General features: G+C 41.5%; 17 protein-coding genes and 1 pseudogene. 11 read left to right on the top strand and 7 right to left on the bottom strand.

What is annotated here, in order from left to right; genetic code table 11:
* Positions 1 to 27: 27 nt before the first annotated feature.
* Positions 28 to 2,469 carry a PPC domain-containing protein gene (locus AB0756_RS22130; protein ID WP_167844757.1) on the top strand — a complete coding sequence of 814 codons (2,442 nt, stop codon included), beginning with the start codon at positions 28 to 30 and terminating at the stop codon, positions 2,467 to 2,469.
* Between the two features lie 159 nt (positions 2,470 to 2,628).
* Here the strand turns inward: AB0756_RS22130 and AB0756_RS22125 are convergent, their stop codons facing one another.
* From AB0756_RS22125 to AB0756_RS22115, 3 genes are all read right to left on the bottom strand, one after another.
* Complete coding sequence (locus AB0756_RS22125) at positions 2,629 to 5,322, bottom strand: peptidase domain-containing ABC transporter (RefSeq protein ID WP_050046839.1); 2,694 nt, start codon at positions 5,320 to 5,322, stop codon at positions 2,629 to 2,631.
* Positions 5,271 to 6,029 (bottom strand): peptidylprolyl isomerase, encoded by a 759-nt coding sequence (locus AB0756_RS22120; protein WP_038111331.1) that lies wholly within the window; start codon positions 6,027 to 6,029, stop codon positions 5,271 to 5,273. Before AB0756_RS22120 ends, AB0756_RS22125 begins: the two co-directional genes overlap by 52 nt.
* 180 nt (positions 6,030 to 6,209) lie before the next feature.
* Entirely contained in the window at positions 6,210 to 6,998 is a 789-nt protein-coding gene (locus AB0756_RS22115; protein WP_050046838.1) for a TIGR00297 family protein, read from the bottom strand.
* 396 nt (positions 6,999 to 7,394) lie between these two features.
* Here AB0756_RS22115 and AB0756_RS22110 point away from each other — a divergent pair, with 396 nt between their 5' ends.
* From AB0756_RS22110 to AB0756_RS22095, 4 genes are all read left to right on the top strand, one after another.
* Positions 7,395 to 9,461, top strand: coding sequence for a S8 family serine peptidase (locus AB0756_RS22110; protein ID WP_038100940.1), 2,067 nt, complete (start codon positions 7,395 to 7,397; stop codon positions 9,459 to 9,461).
* A 292-nt stretch (positions 9,462 to 9,753) separates the two neighbouring features.
* Positions 9,754 to 11,490, top strand: coding sequence for a C2 family cysteine protease (locus tag AB0756_RS22105; protein WP_038100949.1), 1,737 nt, complete (start codon positions 9,754 to 9,756; stop codon positions 11,488 to 11,490).
* Positions 11,491 to 11,605: 115 nt separating this feature from the next.
* Entirely contained in the window at positions 11,606 to 12,208 is a 603-nt protein-coding gene (locus AB0756_RS22100) for a hypothetical protein (protein ID WP_038100943.1), read from the top strand.
* A 497-nt stretch (positions 12,209 to 12,705) separates the two neighbouring features.
* Positions 12,706 to 14,244: a S8 family peptidase gene (locus AB0756_RS22095; RefSeq protein WP_038100946.1), complete on the top strand. Its 1,539-nt coding sequence runs from the start codon at positions 12,706 to 12,708 to the stop codon at positions 14,242 to 14,244.
* A 49-nt stretch (positions 14,245 to 14,293) separates the two neighbouring features.
* Here the strand turns inward: AB0756_RS22095 and AB0756_RS22090 are convergent, their stop codons facing one another.
* From AB0756_RS22090 to xth, 3 genes are all read right to left on the bottom strand, one after another.
* Positions 14,294 to 15,790: an HlyD family efflux transporter periplasmic adaptor subunit gene (locus tag AB0756_RS22090; RefSeq protein ID WP_050046837.1), complete on the bottom strand. Its 1,497-nt coding sequence runs from the start codon at positions 15,788 to 15,790 to the stop codon at positions 14,294 to 14,296.
* 82 nt (positions 15,791 to 15,872) lie between these two features.
* Entirely contained in the window at positions 15,873 to 16,748 is an 876-nt protein-coding gene (locus tag AB0756_RS22085; protein WP_038109420.1) for an SDR family oxidoreductase, read from the bottom strand.
* A 231-nt stretch (positions 16,749 to 16,979) separates the two neighbouring features.
* Positions 16,980 to 17,762, bottom strand: a complete 783-nt coding sequence (gene xth, locus AB0756_RS22080; protein ID WP_038087845.1) for an exodeoxyribonuclease III — start codon at positions 17,760 to 17,762, stop codon at positions 16,980 to 16,982.
* Positions 17,763 to 18,159: 397 nt separating this feature from the next.
* Here xth and AB0756_RS22075 point away from each other — a divergent pair, with 397 nt between their 5' ends.
* From AB0756_RS22075 to AB0756_RS22050, 6 genes and pseudogenes are all read left to right on the top strand, one after another.
* A complete protein-coding gene (locus tag AB0756_RS22075; RefSeq protein ID WP_038087848.1) occupies positions 18,160 to 19,227 on the top strand; it encodes a glycosyltransferase family 4 protein in 1,068 nt (355 codons plus the stop codon).
* A 55-nt stretch (positions 19,228 to 19,282) separates the two neighbouring features.
* Positions 19,283 to 19,468: a hypothetical protein gene (locus AB0756_RS22070; RefSeq protein WP_072040838.1), complete on the top strand. Its 186-nt coding sequence runs from the start codon at positions 19,283 to 19,285 to the stop codon at positions 19,466 to 19,468.
* A gap of 214 nt (positions 19,469 to 19,682) precedes the next feature.
* Positions 19,683 to 20,717 carry a zinc-dependent alcohol dehydrogenase gene (locus tag AB0756_RS22065; RefSeq protein WP_038087850.1) on the top strand — a complete coding sequence of 345 codons (1,035 nt, stop codon included), beginning with the start codon at positions 19,683 to 19,685 and terminating at the stop codon, positions 20,715 to 20,717.
* A 159-nt stretch (positions 20,718 to 20,876) separates the two neighbouring features.
* On the top strand, positions 20,877 to 21,275 hold the full coding sequence (locus tag AB0756_RS22060; RefSeq protein ID WP_050046836.1) for a mannose-binding lectin: 399 nt from the start codon (positions 20,877 to 20,879) through the stop codon (positions 21,273 to 21,275).
* Positions 21,276 to 21,925: 650 nt separating this feature from the next.
* Positions 21,926 to 22,462, top strand: a pseudogene (locus AB0756_RS22055) (RNA-guided endonuclease InsQ/TnpB family protein); the annotation flags it as partial.
* A gap of 57 nt (positions 22,463 to 22,519) precedes the next feature.
* The gene (locus AB0756_RS22050) at positions 22,520 to 23,131 is read left to right on the top strand and encodes a hypothetical protein (protein WP_038087852.1); all 612 of its coding nucleotides are present in this window, start codon (positions 22,520 to 22,522) and stop codon (positions 23,129 to 23,131) included.
* 51 nt (positions 23,132 to 23,182) lie between these two features.
* On the opposite strand, the gene AB0756_RS22045 is transcribed toward AB0756_RS22050, so the two are convergent.
* Entirely contained in the window at positions 23,183 to 23,530 is a 348-nt protein-coding gene (locus tag AB0756_RS22045; protein WP_038077332.1) for a hypothetical protein, read from the bottom strand.
* Positions 23,531 to 23,658: the final 128 nt, after the last annotated feature.

Genomic DNA, 23,658 nt, shown 5'->3' with positions numbered 1-23,658 from the left:
TTGTTTATGTTATGGGGGACGCAATGCATGGCTGTTAATTTATTTGATGCCAATTACTATAGAGCTGCCAATTTAGATTTAGCAGGTCTTAATAACGAGCAATTACTGTCACACTTTCAAAACTTTGGTCTTAAGGAAGGGCGATCGTTTTCACCCCTTGTTAATCTCAATTTCTATCGTGCTAGCAACAGCGATTTAGCTAGCATGAGTAACCAACAACTGTTCTCTCATCTAGAAAATTATGGTCTTCGTGAAGGACGGCGCTTTTCCCCACTTGTGGATTTGAACTTTTACAAGCAGGTAAACACCGACTTAGCAGCTGCTGGTTACAACAATCAGCAATTATTCGAGCATCTGAATGTTTATGGTGTTGGTGAGGGACGGCGCTTTTCCCCACTTGTGGATTTGAACTTTTACAAGGAGGCTAACAATGACTTAGCAGCTGCTGGTTACAACAGTAAGCAATTACTAGATCATTTAAGCATTTATGGTGTTGGTGAAGGACGGCGCTTTTCTCCATTTGTGGATTTGAACTTTTACAAGCGGGTAAATACTGACTTAGCAGCTGCTGGTTATAACAATCAGCAATTACTCGAGCATCTGAATGTTTATGGTGTTGGTGAGGGACGGCGCTTTTCTCCGTTTGTGGATTTAAACTTTTACAAACTGGTAAACTCTGACTTAGCAGCTGCTGGTTATAACAATCAGCAATTACTCGAGCATCTGAATGTTTATGGTGTTGGTGAAGGACGGCGCTTTTCTCCGTTTGTAGATTTGAACTTTTACAAGCAGGTAAACTCTGACTTAGCAGCTGCTGGTTATAACAATCAGCAACTTCTGCAACACCTAGACTTCTATGGTTTAAATGAAGAACGCCAATTCAACCCTGCTTTCGATCTTAAGTATTACCGTGAGGTGAATTCCGATTTAAAAGCAGCTCGGTTCAATAGCAGTCAACTGTTTGAACACTTTCAATTCTATGGTTTGACTGAGGGACGGGTTTCATCATCTACTTTCAATGTCAAAGTTTACCTAGCTAATAATACCGATTTAATTGCTGCTGGTTACGGCAATCAACAAGCTTATCAGCATTTCCTCATGTATGGAAGGAATGAGGGGCGTCCTGGTAGCGACTATGCAGGAAATTCTCTAGAGTCTGCTCGTACTTTCTCTCCAAGCACAAGTGCGATCGCATATACTGACTTTGTTGGTCTTGGTGACACTAAAGACTACTATCGCGTTTCTTTTGATGGTCTGACTAATGCTAGCCTCAAACTTGATGGCTTAACTGACAACGCTGATGCGAGAATCCTGGACTCTACGGGTAAGGCGATCGCTAGTTCCTTAAATACAGGCACGACAGCAGAGACCATTAATGGCATACTAGAAGCTGGCACATACTATATAGAAGTTTCTTCCGCTGGCGGTGCAAATACCAACTACAATCTGACTTTATCCACAGAAAATCCTTTAAGTAAAGCCATGTCCCTTGGCGAACTCAATGGTAGTAATTCACTAGAACAAACTTCAACACTTGCAGTATCAGCTAATGACTTTTACCGCTTTAGTGTCAAGACGCAAAGTACGGTCAAAGCATTACTTGATAATTTAGATGGAGATGCCAATCTACAAGTCCTATGGGATGTTAATAACAATGGTCTGATCGATAAAAGCGATGCGATTTACTCATCGGCATCAGGTACGACATCAGAGCAACTTCAGGGCTTGTTATCTGCTGGAAATAACTACTACCTGCGAGTCATATCAAACGCTGCTACCCCTGTAAACTATAAAGTCACTCTGTCTACTGTTAGCCAAGTCGCGACAACATACAATTACTACACTGGTTCTGGAACAGCAGACCAAGGAACACCTGCATTATTATTTGATAGTAGTCTTAACGGTGGTACTCAAACGGCTGTTGACAATACCTCTAAGCTAGTCTCCACCACTTATGGTGTTGCTGGTTATAGCAAGTACGATGGTGGGGCTGTTAAGCTCGATCGCAATAAAGGCTATAAACTTAAGTTTCAAGTTAAGCTTAATACCGAAAGCCACTTTGGTGATAACAACGGTGACAAGTTAGACGACAATGCTGGTTTTAACGTGACTGTTATTAGTAGTGATGGCAAAAAAGGTATTGAACTCGGTTTCTGGAGTAATGAAATCTGGGCAAAGAATTATGATAGTACTTCTGGTAGTTTGACTCATGATAATAGTGAAAGAGCTACCAAAAACACCACTGCTTTGACAAATTACGAATTGTCAGTGTTGGGAGATTACTACCAACTGTTTTCTGGCGAAGGTTCTTATGTTCTCAGTGGTCAACTGCGTGATTATTCAGGAATTGGTGAAAAATATGCTTTGCCAAGCTACTTCTTCTTAGGTGACAACAACAGTTCTGCAAAGGCTGACGTCAATCTAGGATCTATTTCTTTAATCACACTAGATACGCCACCTCCAGCGTAGCAATTAAAGTTTGTTGCTACCGCATATGTATTTCTAAGTACAAGAAGCCTGCCTCTTGTACAATTTTCCATGCAGAGCATGAGAACGAGGGTGAACGGAAGGGGAATTGAATTTCCTCTCCCTTCACCCCTTAGGATGAAGGGTTGGGGATGAGGGCAACTACACGTTTGCCTGTTGTCTTTGATACAAAGACCAGTACAAACCCTTTTGTTGCAATAATTCTAAATGAGTACCCCGTTCGGCAATCACGCCCTTTTCTAGCACCAAAATCAGATCGGCTCGCTTGAGGGGAGCAAAACGATGAGCAATCAAGAACACAGTGCGGTTTGCGGAAATTGCTTGTAGGTTTTGCAGTACTTGCTGTTCCGTTTCGCTATCTAAAGCACTTGTTGCTTCATCCAAAATTAAAATAGGTGCTTGGGAGAGGAACAACCGCGCTAAAGCAATGCGCTGTCGCTGTCCCCCAGATAAAGCTGTACCTCTTTCTCCAACGTTGGTCTCATAACCATGGGGCAATTCACTGATAAAATCATGGGCAGCAGCTAATCGCGCCGCTTCTACGACTTGTTCTGCTGTAATATCGGGATTGCCCAATGTGATGTTCTCCAAGATAGAACCGTTGAATAAAAAGTCTTCTTGGAGAACAACACCAATTTGCTGGCGCAATGATGCTAGATCTGCACTTTTTATATCAAAACCATCTATTAATATCCGTCCCGATTCATTTTGGTAAAGACGTTGCAAAAGTTTAGAAAGAGTGCTTTTCCCAGAACCACTGCGTCCAACAATACCAACAAACTGACCGGGTTGTACGTCAAAGGAAATTCCCCTTAAAACGGGTTCAGTGTTTTGTCGGTAACGGAAGAAAACGCGATCGAAGGCAACTTGCCCTTTAAGGGGTGGTAAAACTAACCCCGTTCCTGGTTCTGCTTCTGGAGCTACGTTCAGAATATCGCCAATCCGGTCTACGGAAAGTAGAACTTGTTGCAAACTTTGCCATAACTGTACTAAACGCAGCAGTGGTGCGGTGACTCTGCCAGAAAGCATTTGGAAAGCGACAAGTTGACCGATTGTGAGTTTTTGGTCAATAACTAACTTTGCTCCAAACCAAAGAATGAGTAAGCTGGAAAAATTAGTGAGGAAATCACCTATGTTGCTGCTGATATTAGATGTGGTAGAAGCTTTGAAACCTGTACGAATGAAGCGAGCAAATAAACCTTCCCAACGAACTCTTGCTGCTGGTTCTGCAGCGTGAGCTTTGACTGAGTGAATTCCGGTTATTGTTTCAACAAGAAAGGATTGACTGTCAGCACTGCGATTAAAAGTTTCGTTTAACCAGTTACGAAGAATCGGAGTTGCGATCAGTGTCAGCGTCGCAAATAAGGGTAGAACTGCTAACGCCACAAATGTTAGCGGTATATTGTAGTAAAACATCAATGCCAAGTAAACCACAGCAAAGATGCTATCTAAGACTACAGTCAGCGCCGTACCCGTAAGAAACTGACGGATTTGTTCTAATTCTTGGACTCGGGCTACCGTGTCTCCTACCCGTCGCGACTCAAAATAAGCTAGAGGTAGTCGCATCAAGTGGCGAAAGAGTTGTGCGGATAAGCTTAAATCCAAACGACGGGCTGTATGGGTAAAAATAAATAACCGCAAAATCCCAAGAACTGCCTCAAACACTGCGACTAACAGGAGTGCGATCGCCATGACATCTAAAGTTGGCAAACTCTCCTGCACCATTACCTTATCAATTACAACTTGTGTAATGAGCGGAGTTGTTAAGCCCAGAAGCTGTAATGTCAGCGATGCTAGCAACACCTCTCCCAACAATTTCCGGTACTTCCAGACTGCGGGTGTAAACCAACTCAGGTTAAACTTTTCTTGTTTTTGAATAAGTTCTACTTGCCAGATCTGCCCATCCCAAGTTTCCTCAACAATGGTTCTAGGCAAACTTTCACATATTTGTTCGGTATTGAGGGGATTGGCTACAATCATGCGATCGCCTTTCACCGCATAAGCCACAATCCAATTGGCGGTGGAAGATGAATCGGGAGTCCATAGTAGTAAAGCCGGGAATGATAACTGCCGCAACTCAGACCAACTCACCTGCAATCGGCGCAGCACAAAACCTAACTTTTCGGCTGTTTCTATAAGATTTTTCGGTCGCTGTCCCCGCAACTGACGCTGTACCCATTCCAATTGCACGGCATTATCTAACTGTTGCGCCACCATAGCCAAACAAGCAGCACCTGTATTTCCACTACCTACAAAGGGATAACTTGATACAATAGGAGGGGAGGGAAGGAGGGAGGGAGTGAGTGAGGGACTGGGGGCTTGGGGTTGGGAAGTGGGGGAGAGTATTTGTTCTTCCCCCCCCTCTCCCTTTCTCTCCCTCCCCCACTCTTCTTCCCCTCCTTGCCAAAACTCCTCTATTTGCGGTGTGGAAACTTCCGCCCAAATAGTTGTATCCCAGCGTACTACAACCACTTCTTTGCTAGCAGCGACAGCTTTACAATCAAAAGAAAATTTTTGGAGGTTACCAAACCAGTCACCTGGTTGTAGAGTCGCTAATGGCTGATTGGCTCCTTCAGAGCGCAAGCGCACCTTACCAGAAACAATCAGAAACTGAAAATTTCCTATGTCTGGTGACCAAATTTTTTCTCCTAAATTATAACGAAAAGTTTCTGAAACTTCTTGCAGTCGGCTTTTTTGTTCGGGAGTTAACCAGCATAGCGGTGGTTGGTTCCAAGATATAGAAGCTAGCACGTTATTTTGCAACGATTCGTTACCTATTAGTTTTAATTCACTTGAAGTTTTACCGTTAACTTTTGGATTTTCTCTGCTAGCCATTTCTCAAATAACTCGTTTTGTAGTGCTTGTTGTAGTTGAGTATCTTCTAACGACGCTGGCAGAAATTGTTCTAAACGAAACAATCCATAGCGTTGTTCAAGTTCTATAGGTCCTACCACTTGTCCGGGACTAGCTATGTCAATTGCTGCCCTGAGTATATCTGGCATTGTGCCGCGACTCACTGGTCCCATCATCCCGTTCACAATTCGGTCATCTGCAAGAGAGTATTCTTTAGCAAGTTGTTCAAAGCTTGCACCTTCTTCAATCTGAATTTGTAATTCTTCTGCTAATTCCCGACTGTCAACAATAATCCGCGATACAACAACTCTATCTAGAAAAATTTTTCGTTCAATAAAATATTCTTGTAGCTTGGGTTCAGTGATGACCGCTTTCAGTTTTTCTACCTTAAAACCAAAAGCTACTGATGCGTGAAAATTTTCATAATTCGTACCATTGTTCGTGAGCCATTCTTGAAAACTTTGGGGGTCAGTTAGCTGGTTTTTGAGCCGGAAATCAATGATTGTCTGTTCTGTTAACGCTGGACTGATTGCTATATCAACGCGTTTCTCGATTTCTTGCTCGATCGCATATTGTCGGAGAACATCTCCTATAAACTGTCCCAATTTGCCAGAAGCTTGTAAATATCTTACTGCTTGTCCGATAGAAATTGGTTTGTCATCTACACTTAAAAACGATACAGACTCCATAAATTTAATGAGTAGAAAAAACTACATAATAAAATATACAACTCATGCTAGATTGAAGCTGAAGTTTAGCTAACAGCTTGGCAAAAATACCATACGGCAATTTTAAGCAGTTGTACCTTAAAACCGCAACTCAACTTCAAAAAATTGCAGGCGAACAGTTTAAATTATATTCAGAAAAAATTAAGCGAGAACGCTTGACCAGAAAACAGCAAAGAAAATTGCGGCGATCGCACCTATCAATGTGTTAATAATATTCACCAATTCATTAGTTAACCAGTTAAATCGAGATTGTAGTGTTGCGCCAATCACACTTTCCAAATTAGTCGCAATGAACGCTGCTAGCACGCACCACAATATACCTAACAAATCTATCAAACCCACTCCCCAACCCAGGAGTGCCAGTGCCAGGGACGCAACTGCACCAGCTAAAGTTCCCTCAAGACTAACCGCTCCTTCAGTTCCTCGCGGTACTGATTGAAATGTCGTAATGAGAAAAGTACTTTTACCATATGCTTTGCCTACCTCACTGGCACAGGTGTCTGAAAGTTTGGTACTGAAACTTGCTACGTATCCTAGGAGGAGAAAGGGGATAGGGGGGAAGGGGGATAGGGGGGGAAAAATACCGGAATTTATGATACCCACGCCGACAGCACACAAAGCTCCGGTGAGAGCTGAACCCCAAACGTTTTCCGGACCTCTAGCACCAGAACGCTTTTCTGCTATACCTTCTGCTTCCTTTTGTGCCATACCCACGCGGGTGGCAAAAGAACCAACAAGAAAATAGAACATAACTACTACGTATCCCTGCCAACTTAGTGTTCCCCAAATAAGGGTCCCAAGTAACCATGCGTGGAAATATCCTGCCGGTGTTAGTAGCTTTTTAGGTGCAATCCAAGCCAAGCCAAGTAAGAAGGTGTTGAGTCCGATTCCAACCAACCAAGGGTTTACAGAATTTAGTAAAGAAATCATTAACGTCTGATGTTTTGAAGTATTTTTACCGAAGTACCAATAGGATATCTAAATTTAGTACATGACGGATTGCTTGCTGCAACCCCTAATTGTGTTAAAGCACTTAAGTAGATGGGCGTGAAAAAACCTGACTTTGTCAAGAAGTAGTTAGTAGTTTAGACAAAAAACAAAAGTTACTTAGATTTTTGTATAAAATAATACTAAAAATTAAATTATAAAATCCGTAAATTTAATTTGAAGATGTGTCGCTCCTAAAAATTTCCAATCAATAACATAATATACTTTGAAGTTCCCGTAAAATTTTCATTTTATTTTGGTAAATTTATACACAAAAGCATTTTTTTTTGGGAAAAGAAAGATTGTGATGTAAGTATATATCCTGTGCAGCATATAAGTATGTTCGTGTCCACACCCCAAGATTCTCTAGAAACCAGTCGTAACTTAAATATATTCACTCATGCTCCATTCACCCAAGATGAAGTAAACATACAAGGTAACGAATTATTCACAGCTAACTTATATGGTCACAGTAGTTTTCAAGACGACTTCTATGATGTAAATGATGGTGTAGATGTAGACCCAATCCAATATGAAAATTATGATAAAACTCCAGTTATTCCCGTTCCTTTACTAAGTAGTACAAGTCTTGAGTCAACTGACACAGTATTTGAAACAGGAGACGAGCAGGTTGATTCACATAACGTTGCAGAATATGAGTTAAGTATTTCAGCAACACCCACAGACATTTTTAGTAATACTTATGACACTTCTTCACTCATTACGATTAATTCCTATCCTGAAAGCTACAGTGATTGGGTCGATAGCTTTGAGAGCGACTCCTATAAATTCCAGCTTGAGTTCGCTAGCAACTTTGAATTACAACTAAACGCTTTAAGTGCCAATGCTGATGTAGAATTACACGATATCAGTGGTAATATCCTTGCTAGTTCTAAAAACTCGGGAAATACAGACGAAGCGATCGCTCAAAGGCTATCACCCGGCACATACTATATTCGGGTTGGTGCAGACATTAATAGCAGTACAACGTACTATAACCTAAGTGTTTCAGCAACCCCTTTCAGTCAAGAAACATCTCCCATTCCCACCTCTAGCAACACCCAGTCAACTCCTACTGCTAGTAGTAACCCTCCCACATCCGCTTCGCAAGCAATACCTCAAACCGCAAACAATGGTACGCGTATTGTCAGAGGAAACCTAGGTGCGGATACCTTTACTTATGTGTCCGGTCCTGCAATCACAGTATTCTTAGGTAATGGCAACGCTGATTATGGCAGCGGACAGAGAGATTTATTGGATTTGTCAAGCATTTCTTCTACAACAGTTACTTTAAGACTTGCCAATACTACTGGTGGGGGTGTACTTTATGACATAGGTAACGGCACTCGTTTATTCGATGCCATTGACTTTCGTGATGGCAAACAAATTCTTTTTGAAGGCATCGATCGCCTTGTGTTTGCAGACAAAGTAGAAAATCTGTCTGTACAACCCAATGACCCTCTGTTTAATCAACAGTGGAATTTGCAGAGCATGGGTGTGCAAGATGCTTGGCGTTTCACTATGGGTAACTCGAATGTTCTTATAGGAGTTCAAGATACGGGTCTACCTGTTCTCAATGGCAAGACTAACTTCGATTTGGGACCTACTACCTATATTGCAGATAACTACGTAGACGAAGACACCAGTGGAGCCACCAGTCATGGTCTTTCAACTCAATCAGTTATTAATGCCCAAATTAATAATGGTGTAGGTGAGAGTGGCATTACGAATAGTGAGGTTTATCACATTGACGTTATAGGTGGTAACACTACCGACTTCAGTTTAGTAGATGCCACCCAAGAAATGATCCGTAAGGCAAACGCAGAAAATCGACGTTTGGTAATTAACTTTAGCTTAACTGGAGGATACTCAACGCAACTGGAGCAGTTGGTTGCTAATAACCAAAACGTTTTATTTGTCTTTGCATCTGGCAATACTGGAGGACTTACTCTTGCAGAACCGGCAATTCTAGCTCGATACAATAACGTTATAGCAGTAGGTGCTTCTTCAGGACGCAAAGACTACTATGGTAATTCAAAAAACTTGGGAGAACGTATTACTTACAGTAACTGGTGGGGTTCTAATGGCGGAAACGATCTGACCTTAACAGCACCAAGTGAAGTGATTGCTGCCATTCGCACTCAACAAAGCACATCTTCTGCATCAGAGCTTGGCTTTAACTACAATTTTAACGGAACTTCAGCCTCCGCACCACACGTGACTGGAGTTGCTGCATTACTTTGGAGTGTAAACAAGAACCTGACTGCGGTCCAAATCAAGGACATTTTGTCGCAAACAGCTTACGATTTGGGTAATCCCGGTTATGACATATATTACGGTCACGGTTTTGTGAATGCTAGTGCTGCAGTACGTAGAGCATTGGCTCTTGGGATGGGCGCTGCATGATCGAAACTTGATAGCTTACATACTTGGTAAAAACTCGGCTTTCTTTCGAGAAAGCCGAGTTTTTACTAGGTAAGAGCTATCTGAAATACAAAGCGTTTACACTGAAATTAAAGATTTTTTTTGTTAAAAAAAATACGTACTTTTAGCGTAGCTCTTTTAAAGTTTTAACAAGCATTATTGAATCACATACCTTCAATCTCACGCGTCGAGCTTTTTGTAAAACCTTTGCATAGCTTAGGTTCTGATTGGTGTGTCTGCCAATTCTTTGCAGCAAAAGGGCACAGATATTTTTATGCAAAACAATTTTACCAGTCATAGCCTCAACACATCTTTAAGTATAAACATTACTGCAACCCCCCAAACTTTTGCAGGCTCATTAGGTCGTCGCAATTCAGATGATTGCTATAGTTTCAGCCTTAGTGGTAGAAGTAGCCTGAGTTTAAGTCTTGATGGTCTTTCAGCAGATGCAGATTTACAGTTGCTTGATAGCAATGGTTCAATTATTGCAGGCTCGCACAACCGTCACAATACGGTTGAATCTTTAGGTATTACTGTAGGTGCAGGTACTTATTACATTGAAGTTTCTCGTATTGGTATTGCAAATACCCCTTATAACTTAAAAGCTTTTACCAACGAGGCTCCACAATCCCTCCAATTCAACACTTATAAAAGCTCTTATGAAGCTGGTGAATCCGTCAATCTCAGCAATACTAGGGTTTTTGATGCTAACGGTGCAAATGACATAGTACGAGTTGACTTTTGGCTGCAAAAAGATGGCAGCAATTGGCAAGACATTAGTGATGCAGTACAGTTTAACGTTGATAGTGCTGACAGCCGTTACGGCAGCTTTACGTATTCTCTAAATAGCCTATCTAGCGGTAATTATCAATTACAGGCAAAAGCTTATGACAAATTGGGTGCTAGCACCCAAACTACACAAACAATTTTTAAAGTTGGCGCAGCATTAGATTGGTTCGATCAAAATATTCAAGATGAAGTCATACGTTCCGCAGCAAGGTCACGTTTTAGCGACGGTTGGTTAGATCGCAACGAGCTGATCTCTATTCTTCGCGAGTCAAAAGATGGGAATGTCGTTGATGCAACCGAACTAGCCGATCTTCGTACATTAATAAGCAACACGTCTTATATAAAAACATCTGAAGACGTTAGAGTCCTATCTAACAAAGTTGTTAACAATGATACAGCCAATCAAAAGTATCAAGGAAGCTCTTTAGGCAATTTGGTTGCAGGTAGTAGTAGCGTTCAACTAGAAAACTTAATTAACAAGTGGTTTTATGGAAGCGATCGCCCGCAAACCTCTTACACCTATCAGTATGCAAGTGGTTCTTTGTTCCAAAATGGCATTAACTACGGGGATATCAAACAAGGCAGTATGAATGACTGCTATTTCTTAGCAGGGCTAGCATCAACAGCCTCTCGCACCCCCAATACAATAGAGAATATGTTCATTGACAATGGTGACAATACCTTTACGGTACGCTTTTGGCGAAATGGAGTTGCAGATTACGTCACGGTAGACCGATATTTACCAACTGACGCCTCTGGAGCTTTTGTTTATGCAAGTAAAGGCAGTCACTACAGCAACACTGGTAATGAGTTATGGGTTACTTTTGCTGAAAAAGCTTATGCTCAACTGAACGAATCGGGATGGATTTTTCAAGACAATACCAATACTTACGAAGGTATTGGTAAAGGAGGGTATATGAGTGACGCCTTTGCACAAATTACTGGCAAAAAATCTGCATTGGGTAAAGCAATTGATTGTAACTCAATCGTCAATGCTTTCAATTCCGGACAACTTATTGGATTGGGTTCAAAAACCACTGGAGTCGCAGGACATATCGTCGCCGGTCACGCTTATTCAGTTATAGGTTATAATTCTTCTACCCAAAAATTTACCCTTTTTAATCCTTGGGGTATAAACACAAGCTCTTCCAAACCTGGTGTTATTGAAGTGAGTTGGAGTGAAGTTCAGTCAAACTTCAGTTACTGGGATACAACTGTGTGAGCAAGAGTTCTGTAGAACAGACATCTTACCCGTCATCATTTAGGGGCGCAAGGCTTTCTTGCACCCTTACAGTAGTATGTGGGTAGATCGACGTTTAAAAAAAAGGATAGTCGAGATGGCATCTTTTGAAGACAATGCTGTTGAAATCAATAGTGTTTGTTTTGAAACCTTAGTGTCAAAACAAGTATTAACAGTTCCCAAAAAAAACTATGTGCAAAAATTGCAGTATCTTTTTCAAGTTTTATTACAATCCGAAGAAAATACTTTTCCTATAACCTCTTTGCAGATGGGTATCCGCGTAACGAATAATACAGATAATACTCTTCGATTTAGATTGGCTTCCGACTTGTTATATCCAGAAATTGTGAGTCAAGATGGTGAAATTTTAGTAGAAGGTGGCAGCTTTAGCTATACACAATCTGAAGAATCTAGTTATCCTTCTTTGATACCAAAAGCAAATGTAACTTTTTTTCTTGAAGCACAAACATTTTGGCTTTTGGGTAATAAGTTAGGAATTTCTATTCCTACAAGTAATTACGGTGGATGGAAACTTAAACCTTTGAAGGCAGGAGTGTATCAGTTTAGATTTACATATTACAACTCACAAACAGAAGTAAAAATTGACGAACTCTCAAGTAAAGATACGAAGAACCTAGAAGGAATTTGGACAGGGGAAGCAAAAACTCCATTTATAGAGTTGCATTTAGTTCAAAATTAAAGTTATCGGGAAAGGCAGAGGGTAGAAAGCAACTTTACTTTTCGTTACAAACTGCGTTTTTTTTTGCGCCTCTCTACTTATCTTTACATAGTTTGGTTTTTTCACCCTGCTCTACTTATAGTGCCCATACCCTTTGTGGAACTCCATTGAGTAAACGCGAATAACTAAAGTTACATCAGAACACTTTTTCTATCTAACTTCAAACTCGGCTGTTACCGGGCAATAACCAACGCCACTCGTCTGGGCGCAGCAAACTTACGCACGAGAGAGGCTTCCTAAATGTATTTCATAACTCAAATAGGATAGCTCTATGTATTTCAAATGTTATAAAATTTACGATTTTGCAAATTATAAAAAGCTATAAACTTCAAAACTTTTTTTTAAAGAATATTTGTCAAATAACTATCTGTTTTTTATTTAATTAAATAGTAATTTCTACATAAAGACATAATTTACACGAAAAAGTCTCAACAAATTTGATTGAGGAGAAAATACTGATGGCCCAAGATCTTACAACTAACAGTTTATCTTCTGATAAAGGGCTAACTATTGCTTCTACCTCCTCAGTTAATTGCTTTGATTCTAGCAATAACTATGACTTAAGCCTTAACAGTAGTAGTTTTAATTCAAACGTAGAAACAGAGACAGACTTTGTAACAACTGAGAGCACCTCCACCAGCAACCAGTATAGCTCTACTTCCGGTTATGGTTCGATTAATGCAGCAGCAGCAGTATCTCAAGCAGTCGGTCAAGATACTTTTGCTGATGTTGCTGACCTTGGAGGTAACAATTGGGGAGCCGATTTTGTCAAAGCTCCAGAAGCTTGGGCACAAGGATATACAGGTCAAGGTGTTGTTGTTGCTGTTTTAGATACTGGAGTCGATCGCAACCACAACGACTTACAAAAAAATATCTGGACGAATAGCAAAGAAATTGCCGACAATGGCATAGATGATGACAGCAATGGTTACATAGATGACGTTTACGGGTGGAACTTTGACGGAGATAACAAAGATACTTTAGATGGTAACGGTCATGGCACTCATGTATCTGGCACCATTGCAGGCGAAAACAATGGTGTCGGCGTCACGGGTATTGCTTATGATTCCAAAATTATGCCAGTGAAAGTCTTAAATGACTCTGGTGCAGGTTCCTATACTGCGATCGCCAATGGAATTTACTATGCTGTAAACAATGGTGCTAACGTCATTAATCTCAGTTTGGGTGGGAGTTCTGACAACTTTATTCTACAGTTAGCCCTTAACTATGCCAGCAGCCAGGGCGTTATTGTTGTTATGGCAGCAGGTAATGAAAGCGATTCGCAACCTGCATATCCCGCCCGTTATGCGGAAAACTACGGAATTGCTGTTGGAGCAGTCGATAAGGATAACAACATGGCATACTTCTCCAATAAAGCAGGAAGCGACCCCATCACTTACGTCACTGCTCCTGGTGTTGATATTTACTCCACGGTTCCAAACAATGGCTATGCTTCTTACAGTGGAACATCTATGGCAACTCCTCACGTTACTGGTGTTGTTGCCCTGATGCTCAGCGCTAACAAAAACTTAACAGATGCTCAAGTCCGTCAAATTCTCTCAGAAACCTCAGGTAACAGTACGCAAGCAGCAACCTTAAATTTGGATTCTAACTTTGTCACAGACAGCAACCAGGAATCCTCTAGCTTCTCTATCAAGCAGTATCAAGATGGTTTTAGCCAGACAGGAGAACAAGCTTCCTTATCTATTCCAGAAATTGGTAGCTGGACAAGTGAAATTCCTACATTATCAAATCGGTTGAATAGCGCTAAGGATTTGCAAGAACCTGTTTTCAATCTCCAATATAAAATGAAGAACAATGAAATATATGGAAATTCTGTTCTTCGTTCAAAAGTCTTTGGTGATGACAACACTTTTGATACCACTAGCTATAGTCTTAGCAATAATGATAAGGATAAAAAAGATAAGGATGACAATACAGTTGATATTGAGAAAATTTTGGAAGAACTCAAAAAAGCGATCGATAAATATTTTTAAACTATCTTGAGAATAGGTATTGGGGTGGGCAATGCCCACCAAAATCAAATTATCTAACAGAAAAAGCCTCGCTAAATCTACGAGTAATTGGCTCCATAATAAAAGTCAAAACCGACTTCTTACGAGTCACAATTTCGCCAGAAGCCGTCATCCCCGGAGTAAATGCAACCTCTTGACCCCTTACCAAAACCACGTGCTTGCTCAACTTAATTCTTGTGGGAAAAACTAAGCCCAGTTCCTTATCAACAATGGCATTGGGACTGACTTGTACAACTTCACCGTCAATTGTGCCAAATTCTTGAAAAGGAAAAGTTGCCATCTTAACTTTTGCTTTCATTCCCTCACGAATAAAACCAATATCGCGATTGAGCACTTTGACCTCCAAAAGGAGTTCTTCTCCTTCAGGTAAAATTGACAGCAATTCTTCACCCGCTTGTACGGGTCCTTTAGTTGCTTTGACTCTGTAAACAGTACCGGAAACTGGAGCTTTAATGGTTTCCATATCTTTTTGCTTCTTCGCCTGCTCGAGCTGACCTTGAACGGTGGTCAATTCTTCCTGACGCTTATTAATCTGAGTTAAGATTTCACTCTGGCGTTCTGAAGCCAATTTTTCTGCTTGAGTCCTTGCTCCTTGATAAGCTTGTTCGGCTTGACGGATTTCTTGGGCTTGAGCATCAATATCTTTTTCTAAAGATTTAACTTTATCTTGCGCTTCTATAACTCTATTTTGGGCATTCGTAATTTCGTCGCTAGCTCTGGTAATTTCTGCATTTGCACGATTGAGTCTTTCTTGTGCGTCTAAGTAATCAACTCTGGGTATCGCACCGGGAGTGACTAAAGTTTTCAGACTTTGTTCTCTTTGCTGGGCAATAGTCAAACTGCTTTCTACCTTAGCACGGAGATTTTGAGCGTTAGCAAGGTTTGTTTTAGCATTGGCAAAGCTAGTTCTTGCGTTCACCAAATTTTCTTGCAATCGTGTCAATCTTACCTTAGCTTGATCCATTCGAGCTAACTGACGCTTTGCTTCAGCTTCAGCCGCTGCTTGACTGGCTTGAAAATCTCGCAACCGCGAATTTAACAGTTCATCTTGAAGTTGCGTTCCCGCCGTTTTAGACCCCGTCCGTTCTGCATCTAGACGCCGCAAGTCCTGCTGAATCAGCTTGGTAGATTGTGATAGACGAGCAACATCAACTTGTTGATAATCGGGATCGCGTTGAACTAAGATTTGGTCTTTGAAAACACGCTCGCCTTCCTTTACATTAACTGTAACAATCGATCCATTGCCCAAAGCAGTTACCGGACGAACCTGTGAAGACGCAATTAACTCGCCCGGTGCTGTCGCTACTTCATCAATTTGGGAACAGTACGCCCATGCGATCGCTCCAAAGACAACTGCGCTAATCGTTCCTGCTAACAATCTAGTATATAAAGGTGGCAATTCCTGAACTGCTTTACCTAGTTCGTAAGAAAGTTGCTCGTCTGGTTTAGCGAAACGCTGTTTTGTTTTACGTGCTTGTGCTGCACTTGCTACTAGGGAATATTTCATAAAAAGTTAGTTGTTAGTGGTTAGTTGTTAGTGGTTAGTTGTTGGTGGTTCTACTCACAACTAACCACTAACTTTTTACTAATTAAACCGCCAAATATCGGCGGAGGAAATTTTCTAATGTTTCCAATTGAAAATTGAAAACGGCTTCTACTTTAGCAATCTCCTCATGCTTACAGAAAAATTCATTTGCTAGTAACGTGCGGAAAGTACCCAAACTCTTTTGTACTTGGGGATTAAATAAGCCAAAGCCCCCACGTACCACATCCACTAAAAACAGTGGTGGATTGATAACCACTGGTTCTTTATTAAAGACGCGACTAAAAATTTTGGGAATATCCTCTCGCAGTAAAATAGATGGACCTCCAACAGCAAAAATTTGATTGCGAGCAGCTTCCAATGTTACAGAATCCACCACGATCCTAGCCAAATCATCTGTACTGACAATAGAGGTACGATTTTTAGGGTCACCCACGAGTAAGTATAACCCCGTTTCTCGAAACCGTTCTGCCGATGGCAACAAATCCGATGCTAATCCAGCTGGACGTAAAATAGTGTAGTTTAAACCACTAGTTTCCAGGTATTTTTCTACCGCTCGTTTCGCTTTAAACACGGGAGCATCTTCGTAACCCCGCTCCGCACCCAACACGGAAACGAACACAAAGTGTTCCACTCCATTCGCTTTTGCCTGGTCGATCAGTTCAATGTTAGCGCGGTAGTCTAAGGATAGGGCATCACCATCAGAACCGTGAGCGCTAATAATATACCGAACACCCTGACAAGCTTTTTGGATATCTTGCTGTTGGCGCAAATCCCCAATAAAAAGATTGGCTCCTCTGTGTTCTAACTCACCGTAACGTGAACTAAGGCGAACAAACGCCCGTACCTGATTTTCCTGTTCCCGCAAAAGTCGCACTACTCTGCGACCTATTCCTCCAGTGGCTCCAGTAATTAGAAACATAGGATGCATGCTAATTGCTAATTGCTCATAGCTAATTGTAAGAACTACCATCAGTCATTAGCCATTAGCCATTAGCCCTCCCTTGTTCGCCAGTTCCCTACGGCGCGGGAAACCCGCCTGCTTTCCCTGGACTCACCATTAGCCATTAGCCATTAGCCATTAGCCCTCCCTTGTTCGCCAGTCCCCTACGGCGGGAAACCCGCCTACAGGGCTGGTCTCACCATTAGCCATCTAAAATTCCACAACCACTGGAGCGTGATCGCTCGGTTGAGTTAATTTTCTGGGCGTGACATCAATAGAGCAGCTTTTAGCACGCTCATACAGGTCTGGTGTGAGATAGTGATGGTCGATTCGCCAACCCAAGTTACGCCGAAAAGCAGCAGCGCGATAATCCCACCAACTATAATGCCCGCTTTCAGATGTAAATTTACGAAAAACATCACTGAACCCCAGTGATAAAACTTCTCGTAGGGCTTCTCGTTCTGGAACGGAAGCCATAATGTGGTTTGGGGCGATCGCACTATCATGAATATCCCTATCTTCTAAAGCGATGTTAAAGTCCCCACACATACAAATACTGGGTGAGGACACCAGAAGAGATTTTAAATACTCGCGCAGCACTGTTAACCAACGCAGTTTGTAATCGTACTTTTCACTTCCAATAGAAGATCCATTTGGTACATAAAGATTAATAATTCTTATATTATCTACACTCCCTGTAATTATCCGTTTTTGCGTGTCCCATTCTGGTTCTAAATTTGTCAAAACATCATAAAAACTACTGCTGACATCCTTGAGTGGTTGAGAACTCGCGATCGCAACACCGTTATATGATTTTTGTCCCGATACGTAAATGTGATAGCCTAATTCCTCAAACATTGCACGCGGAAATTCAGTATCAACAACTTTAGTCTCTTGCATGCAAAGGACATCAACCCGATTTTGGCTTAACCAATCGATAATATGCCCTATACGAGTGCGAATCGAGTTGACATTCCAAGTAGCAACTTTCATTTTTTTACAGCGGTTTATCAGTAGTTAGTGGTCGTTAGTCAATAGTTAATAGTCATCGGTTAACGGTCATTGGTCAAGAGTTAGCCGGAAGTACCAAAAATTGATCCCGTGCAAGAATTTAGTATGATTGGTTACAAAACTTTAGTCTTTTTATGATCCCCTAGGTAGATGATAGGATTCCGCAATTAGCATTATATTAAGAATGTAGTTGCTAACTAATGAAGACGGCTCTGGAACAACTTGCTGGTAACTATTTCTAGGTCAGGTTAACCGAAATTGCACTCTTGCAAAATAACTTAAGTTAACTTAAAAATCAGTTAGGTAAGTATAAATGCTTTACCTAATTGAAGGTAAATCCCAGTCATAGACTAGTACAAGGTACTGAACCAAAACACCTATGAAAATCGCTCAAGTAGCCCCTTTGTGGGAACGAGTTCCACCTCCAACATACGGAGGGATTGAACTAGTTGTGAGTCGTTTGACTGATGAACTCGTAAAACGGGGTCATGATGTCACATTGTTTGCATCTGGAGATTCGCAAACGCTGGCTAAGTTAGAAGCAGTTTACCCTCGTGCATTGCGCTTAGACCCCAATGTCAAAGAGTATGCGGTGTACGAGATGCTAGAACTCAGCCAAGTCTACCAACTAGCTTCGGAATTCGACATCATTCACTCCCACGTAGGAATATCGGCATTACCTTTAGCGAGTTTAGTGTCTACTCCCACAGTACATACCCTACACGGTAGGTTTACACGGGACAATCAACACGTCTATTCCCATCACCAGAAGCAACCTTACGTCAGCATTAGTAACGCACAACGTCAAATAGCTCTGAACTATGCAGGTACGGTTTATAACGGGATTAATCCAGATGATTATCCTTTTGTAGCCAAACATGAAGAACCACCTTATCTTGCATTCTTGGGACGCTTTTCGCCAGAAAAGGGACCACAACACGCGATCGCCATTGCCAAACAAACAGGCTGGCGTTTGAAGATGGCAGGAAAAGTAGATATAGTAGACTCTCAGTTTTTTGAACAAGAAATTGCCCCCCAAATAGATGGTCAGCAAATTCAGTATTTAGGTGAAATTAACCATGCTGAGAAAGCCGAACTTCTGGGTAATGCTGCTATTACTCTCTTCCCCATTACCTGGCAAGAACCTTTTGGTCTGGTCATGATTGAATCAATGGCAACTGGTACACCAGTTATTGCCATCAATATGGGTTCTGTATCAGAAGTTGTTGCTAACGGTGTGTCAGGTTTTGTGTGCCAAAGCTACGAAGACATGGCAACAATGATTCCCTCTGCATTGGAATTGAATCGTCAAACTTGCCGAGAATATATAGAAAGCAAGTTTAGCGTTATTCAAATGGTTGATGGATATGAAGCGGTCTATAGCAGAATTATCAAGGATCGCATCAAGACCAATGGTCGAATTCATTCCGCCAAAATCCAGTTTTAATCAACACTTTTGAACGCATTTATATCAACATTTCTTTAATAAGGAGGACGTATATATGAGCATGCGATCCAACAGTTGTCCCTGTTGCGGTGATTGCCTCTTGCGTCATGTCCGGCATGGTGAAGTTTACTGGTTCTGCAAAACTTGTTGGCAAGAAGTACCGTTATTAACAGTAAATCGTTTGTCCAAAGTAGAAGGAAGAAATCTCGGAATTGTGACAAAGGTGGGGTCTAGAGATTAGGGACTGGGAAGAAAGAGAAGATTGTAAACTCGTAGTAGCGCTTTAGCACTCAAGTGCTACTACGAGTTAATTGTGAATATATATTAACTTCACCCGATACTGGTAAGGTAGATATCGCTAAGTGTTTGATGTTGGCGGGCAGTATCTGCATAACTCATTACGAACGTTTAACACCTGATACAATCAAGAGGAGTTAAATATTAGGTTGCAATCCGTGTTAGCAGCTTTACTTTACGGTAAAGAAGATTTGCGTTTGGAAGAAGTCCCCGAGCCAACACCTGACAAAGGTGAAGTCGTTCTTCAGGTGGGAATATCAACAACTTGTGGGACAGATTTGAAAGTATGGCGGCGTGGCGGTCACGCCAGAATGCTAAAACCGCCCACTCTATTTGGTCACGAAGTGGCTGGACGGATTGTAGCTGTCGGAGAAGGTGTTACAGATTGGCAAGTAGGCGATCGCGCAGTCGCAAATAATTCGGCTCCATGTATGAAGTGTTTTTTTTGCGATCGCCAAGAATACTCTTTATGCCCAAACTTAACCTGGAATAACGGAACATTTGCCCAATATTTAAAAATTCCCGCACCGATCGTGCAGCATAACATGTTGCCCGTTCCCGATGACTTACCCTATGAATTAGCAGCCATGACAGAACCTTTGGCTTGTGTGCTGCACGGAGTCGCCCGTTCCAACGTCAAACCGGGCGGTCGCGTTGTCGTATTAGGGGATGGAGCGATTGGGCTGATGTTCGTGGCAAAGTTGGCTCTCGATTTACAAGCAGAAGTACTGCTTTTTGGAGGAAATGACCAAAGACTGGCTATTGGGAAAAAGCTGGGTGCAGCAGCAACGTTAAATTACCGTCAATTACCGGATATTCCTGCTAGTGTAAAAGATTTAACACAAGGAATGGGTGCAGATGTTGCGATCGAAGCAACAGGAGTCCCAAGTGTTTGGGAAACGGCAATTGCCTGTACTCGCCCTGGCGGTACCGTTAATCTTTTTGGTGGTTGTCCGCGAGACACCAGTATTACTGTAAATACAGAACAACTTCACTATAGCGAATTGACTTTAAAAGGAGTTTTTCACAACACCCCCATCTTTGTGCGAGAAGCACTTTCACTTATTGCTAGCAGGAAAATACCCTTTGAGTTACTAATTAGCACTCGCCGACCTTTGACAGATTTAGAGCAGGTATTCTACGACATGAAGGAACGTAAGGTTATTAAAGTCGCAATGGTTCCCAACTCTTAACCAACTGCAAGAGCAACCATAACTAAAGTAGTGACAAATAATGAAGCAAACACGCCTTGGATAGCATATTGGCGTTGCTTCCAAATAGCAGGGTATTGCATCCGAAATTTGGTTTCTTGAAGATGTAGAACATTTTTGTCAGCATAGAGAAGCAAAATTATGAAGCCAAATGTATTTAGTGTAATTGCTCTTTTAGCAACATCTACTTTAGTTGGGATTAATAGCCCTGCTAATGCTACACCTAGCAGTTATCAGAAAACCTGTAACAATATCTTAGTTTCTGGCAACGTTCTCTCAGCTAATTGTCGCCGAATCAATGGAACATTTAAGCAGACTTCAATCGTCTTGCGGGGAATTGAGAATATTAACGGCACTTTCAAAGTAACTAACCCAGAGCAAGTTAGCAATTATCAGTTAACTTGCGAGCAGATTGGCATCAGAGGAAATGTCTTAACAGCTTCTTGTAAAAAAAGAAATGGTACACTCAAGCAGACTTCAACAGTCTTACAGGGAATTGAAAATATTGATGGAGTTCTGAAGTACACCAGCAATCCTTAAGCCACGCCAATTCTGTTGTTTGCAATTGGGTTTTGCTCGCAAATGTTTATCTCATACTTATAGCGTAAAACAATCGTACAATAACTCTTTTGTGTAGTTCTGATAAATTCTCTTAGAAAAGAGTACCTTTGAACAACTGGTTTTAACCACAAAATCAATTGTGCCCTTGAAAGCACTATATAGAATTCGCCACACGGTTATTCGGTTGGGAATATTGCATTAAGTGTAAGTGAGTCTAGCACGAGTTTTGCAAAGATTGGTGAAAGCAGCTTCATATTGAGAATAACTATATTAAGCAGACCGCCTTGCCTCAATATCCTGCATCGATTTATTGTTTGCTGGGATTGTCATACGCACAGGATAGCGATAAGTGAAGCTTATCGCTATCCTGTGCGAGGGTAGGACAAAAGAGAGTGAATTGTTCAAATGCGCCCGTGTCCCCTTCCCAGTCTTAGCTTACTTAATTCTCATCCTTTAGATGGGCTAAAAACTTATAATCTGTATTAAACAAATATTGTCTGATAAACAGTCTCTTAAGAGGGTTTTTTCACATCAAAGTTAAAGCCTTTTACCGAAAATAATGGGATGCAAGCCCCGTGCTCTCTTGCAAACTTCCGGTGCGTGCTTAACCCGCGCACCGGAAGTTTGCGCTTCTGGCACGGCAACAGAAAGATTCTCAGCGTAGGAACAGGACTAGAATCAAGATTGCAAAATCACACAACCAAATAGCAGACACTCGCAAAGACTTCCTGCATAAACTGTCCACCAAAGTGGTGAGCGAAAACCAAGCCATCATTTTGGAAGACTTGAACGTGTCAGGCATGGTCAAAAATCGCAAACTTGCCAGAGTAATTAGCTTACAAGCTTGGCGAGAGTTTCGGGTATTGTGCGAAGCAAAGTCTGAGAAGTTGGATAGAAGTTTTCACACTATAAATCGTTGGGAACCGACGAGCCAAATATGTTCGGACTGCGGTTTTAAGTGGGGCAAGCTCGATCTATCCATCCGTTCGGTGTTGTGTTTGAATTGCGGAACGGAACACGACAGAGACGAGAATGCAGCTAAGAATATAAACAAAGTCGGGATAGGGCATTGCCACGACTCTAAACGGACATGGAGAGAAGGTAAGACTGCCTTGCCAGCACATCTCAGTGAAGTGTCAAGAATCACTGACCCTTTAGGGCAGTGAGTATGTCAATGAAAAGGGGAAAACTATTATTAGCTAACCTGTCAGTCAAAAACAAAAATGCTACACAAATCTCTACCTAAGTTTTTAATATTACCTTTTTCTTTTATTTCCTGCTTTTCCGTTGGGCTTATCTTGGATTCAGCAGCTTTTGCTTTACCGGGACAATCTACAGAAGATGTTGCTGCTTGGATTAAAGCACATCCTACCCTCCGCCCATCCCCAGTAGAGCGGTTCTTTGTACAAAAGAGCGACACAGCAGCCCAAAGATTCTCTTTTCAAGCATCAGTGCTAGCAGCAGGTAAAGTAGGATTTACAAAAGATCGTAGTAAAATTCGCAACGAGCGGATTACAATGTTCGATGCAGTTAACGGCATGACATTCGATCGCCTTCAAGAATCTTTACGATCTATTTATGGTTTAGAAATTTATCAAGACTTCACAAATGCTCAAGTAGTGTACGAATATCCCAATCAAACTACAGTGAATGCCTCTCGCTTTGCAAAAACTCCCATAAAAGAAGCTTTGCAAGGACAATTACGTGTAGGCGATCGTTTTGCTTACTGGGTAGAAGTCGCACAACCGAGGGATGGGAAAGCATTTACAGGTCAATTAACCGTTTTACTCAAATCCGATCTAGACAAGTTAGAAGCAGAGTTGAAAATTCGTTAGTGGTTAGTTGCAGCCATTAGCCATTAGCCATTAGCCATTAGCTATTAGCCATTAATGTAAACTTTGCCACTCGCCTGAAAGAATACTTTCAGTTGCGATCGCAATTCTTACCAAATCTTCCTTCAGCAGTGGGGGCCATTCAACCCCCGCTTTCCGTCCTGCTGCAAATAATTGTTGAGTTTTAACAGCCAACTGGAACAAGGCATACACTATTTCCCTGTCCATCATAGTGGCGTCCTTCAGACCTTCAAACACTACCTTCATTGCCAGCAAAATCGAGGTGATCTGACCGGGTACAGGAGGCTTTCCCTGTTGCAGACGAGTCAACAGAGCATCCGGGCTATCCTCATTTGTTACTGTTTGGTCGATCAGAAATTTGCGAGCAGTTTCATAATTCATTCTATTGAGTATACCTCATTTTATAGTTATTTATAAAGATTAAAATATCCCTGTTTTTAGGCTTAGGTAAGGTTAAAGCCACTCATAGCGAACATCAGGCACAGCATTACAAAAATAGTTAATTTTAT

Source organism: Tolypothrix campylonemoides VB511288_2 (assembly GCF_045999855.1).
Taxonomy (GTDB): domain Bacteria; phylum Cyanobacteriota; class Cyanobacteriia; order Cyanobacteriales; family Nostocaceae; genus Scytonema; species Scytonema bouteillei_A.
Note: the sequence above shows the minus strand (reverse complement) of the source record. Positions and strands in the feature narration are given on the sequence as shown.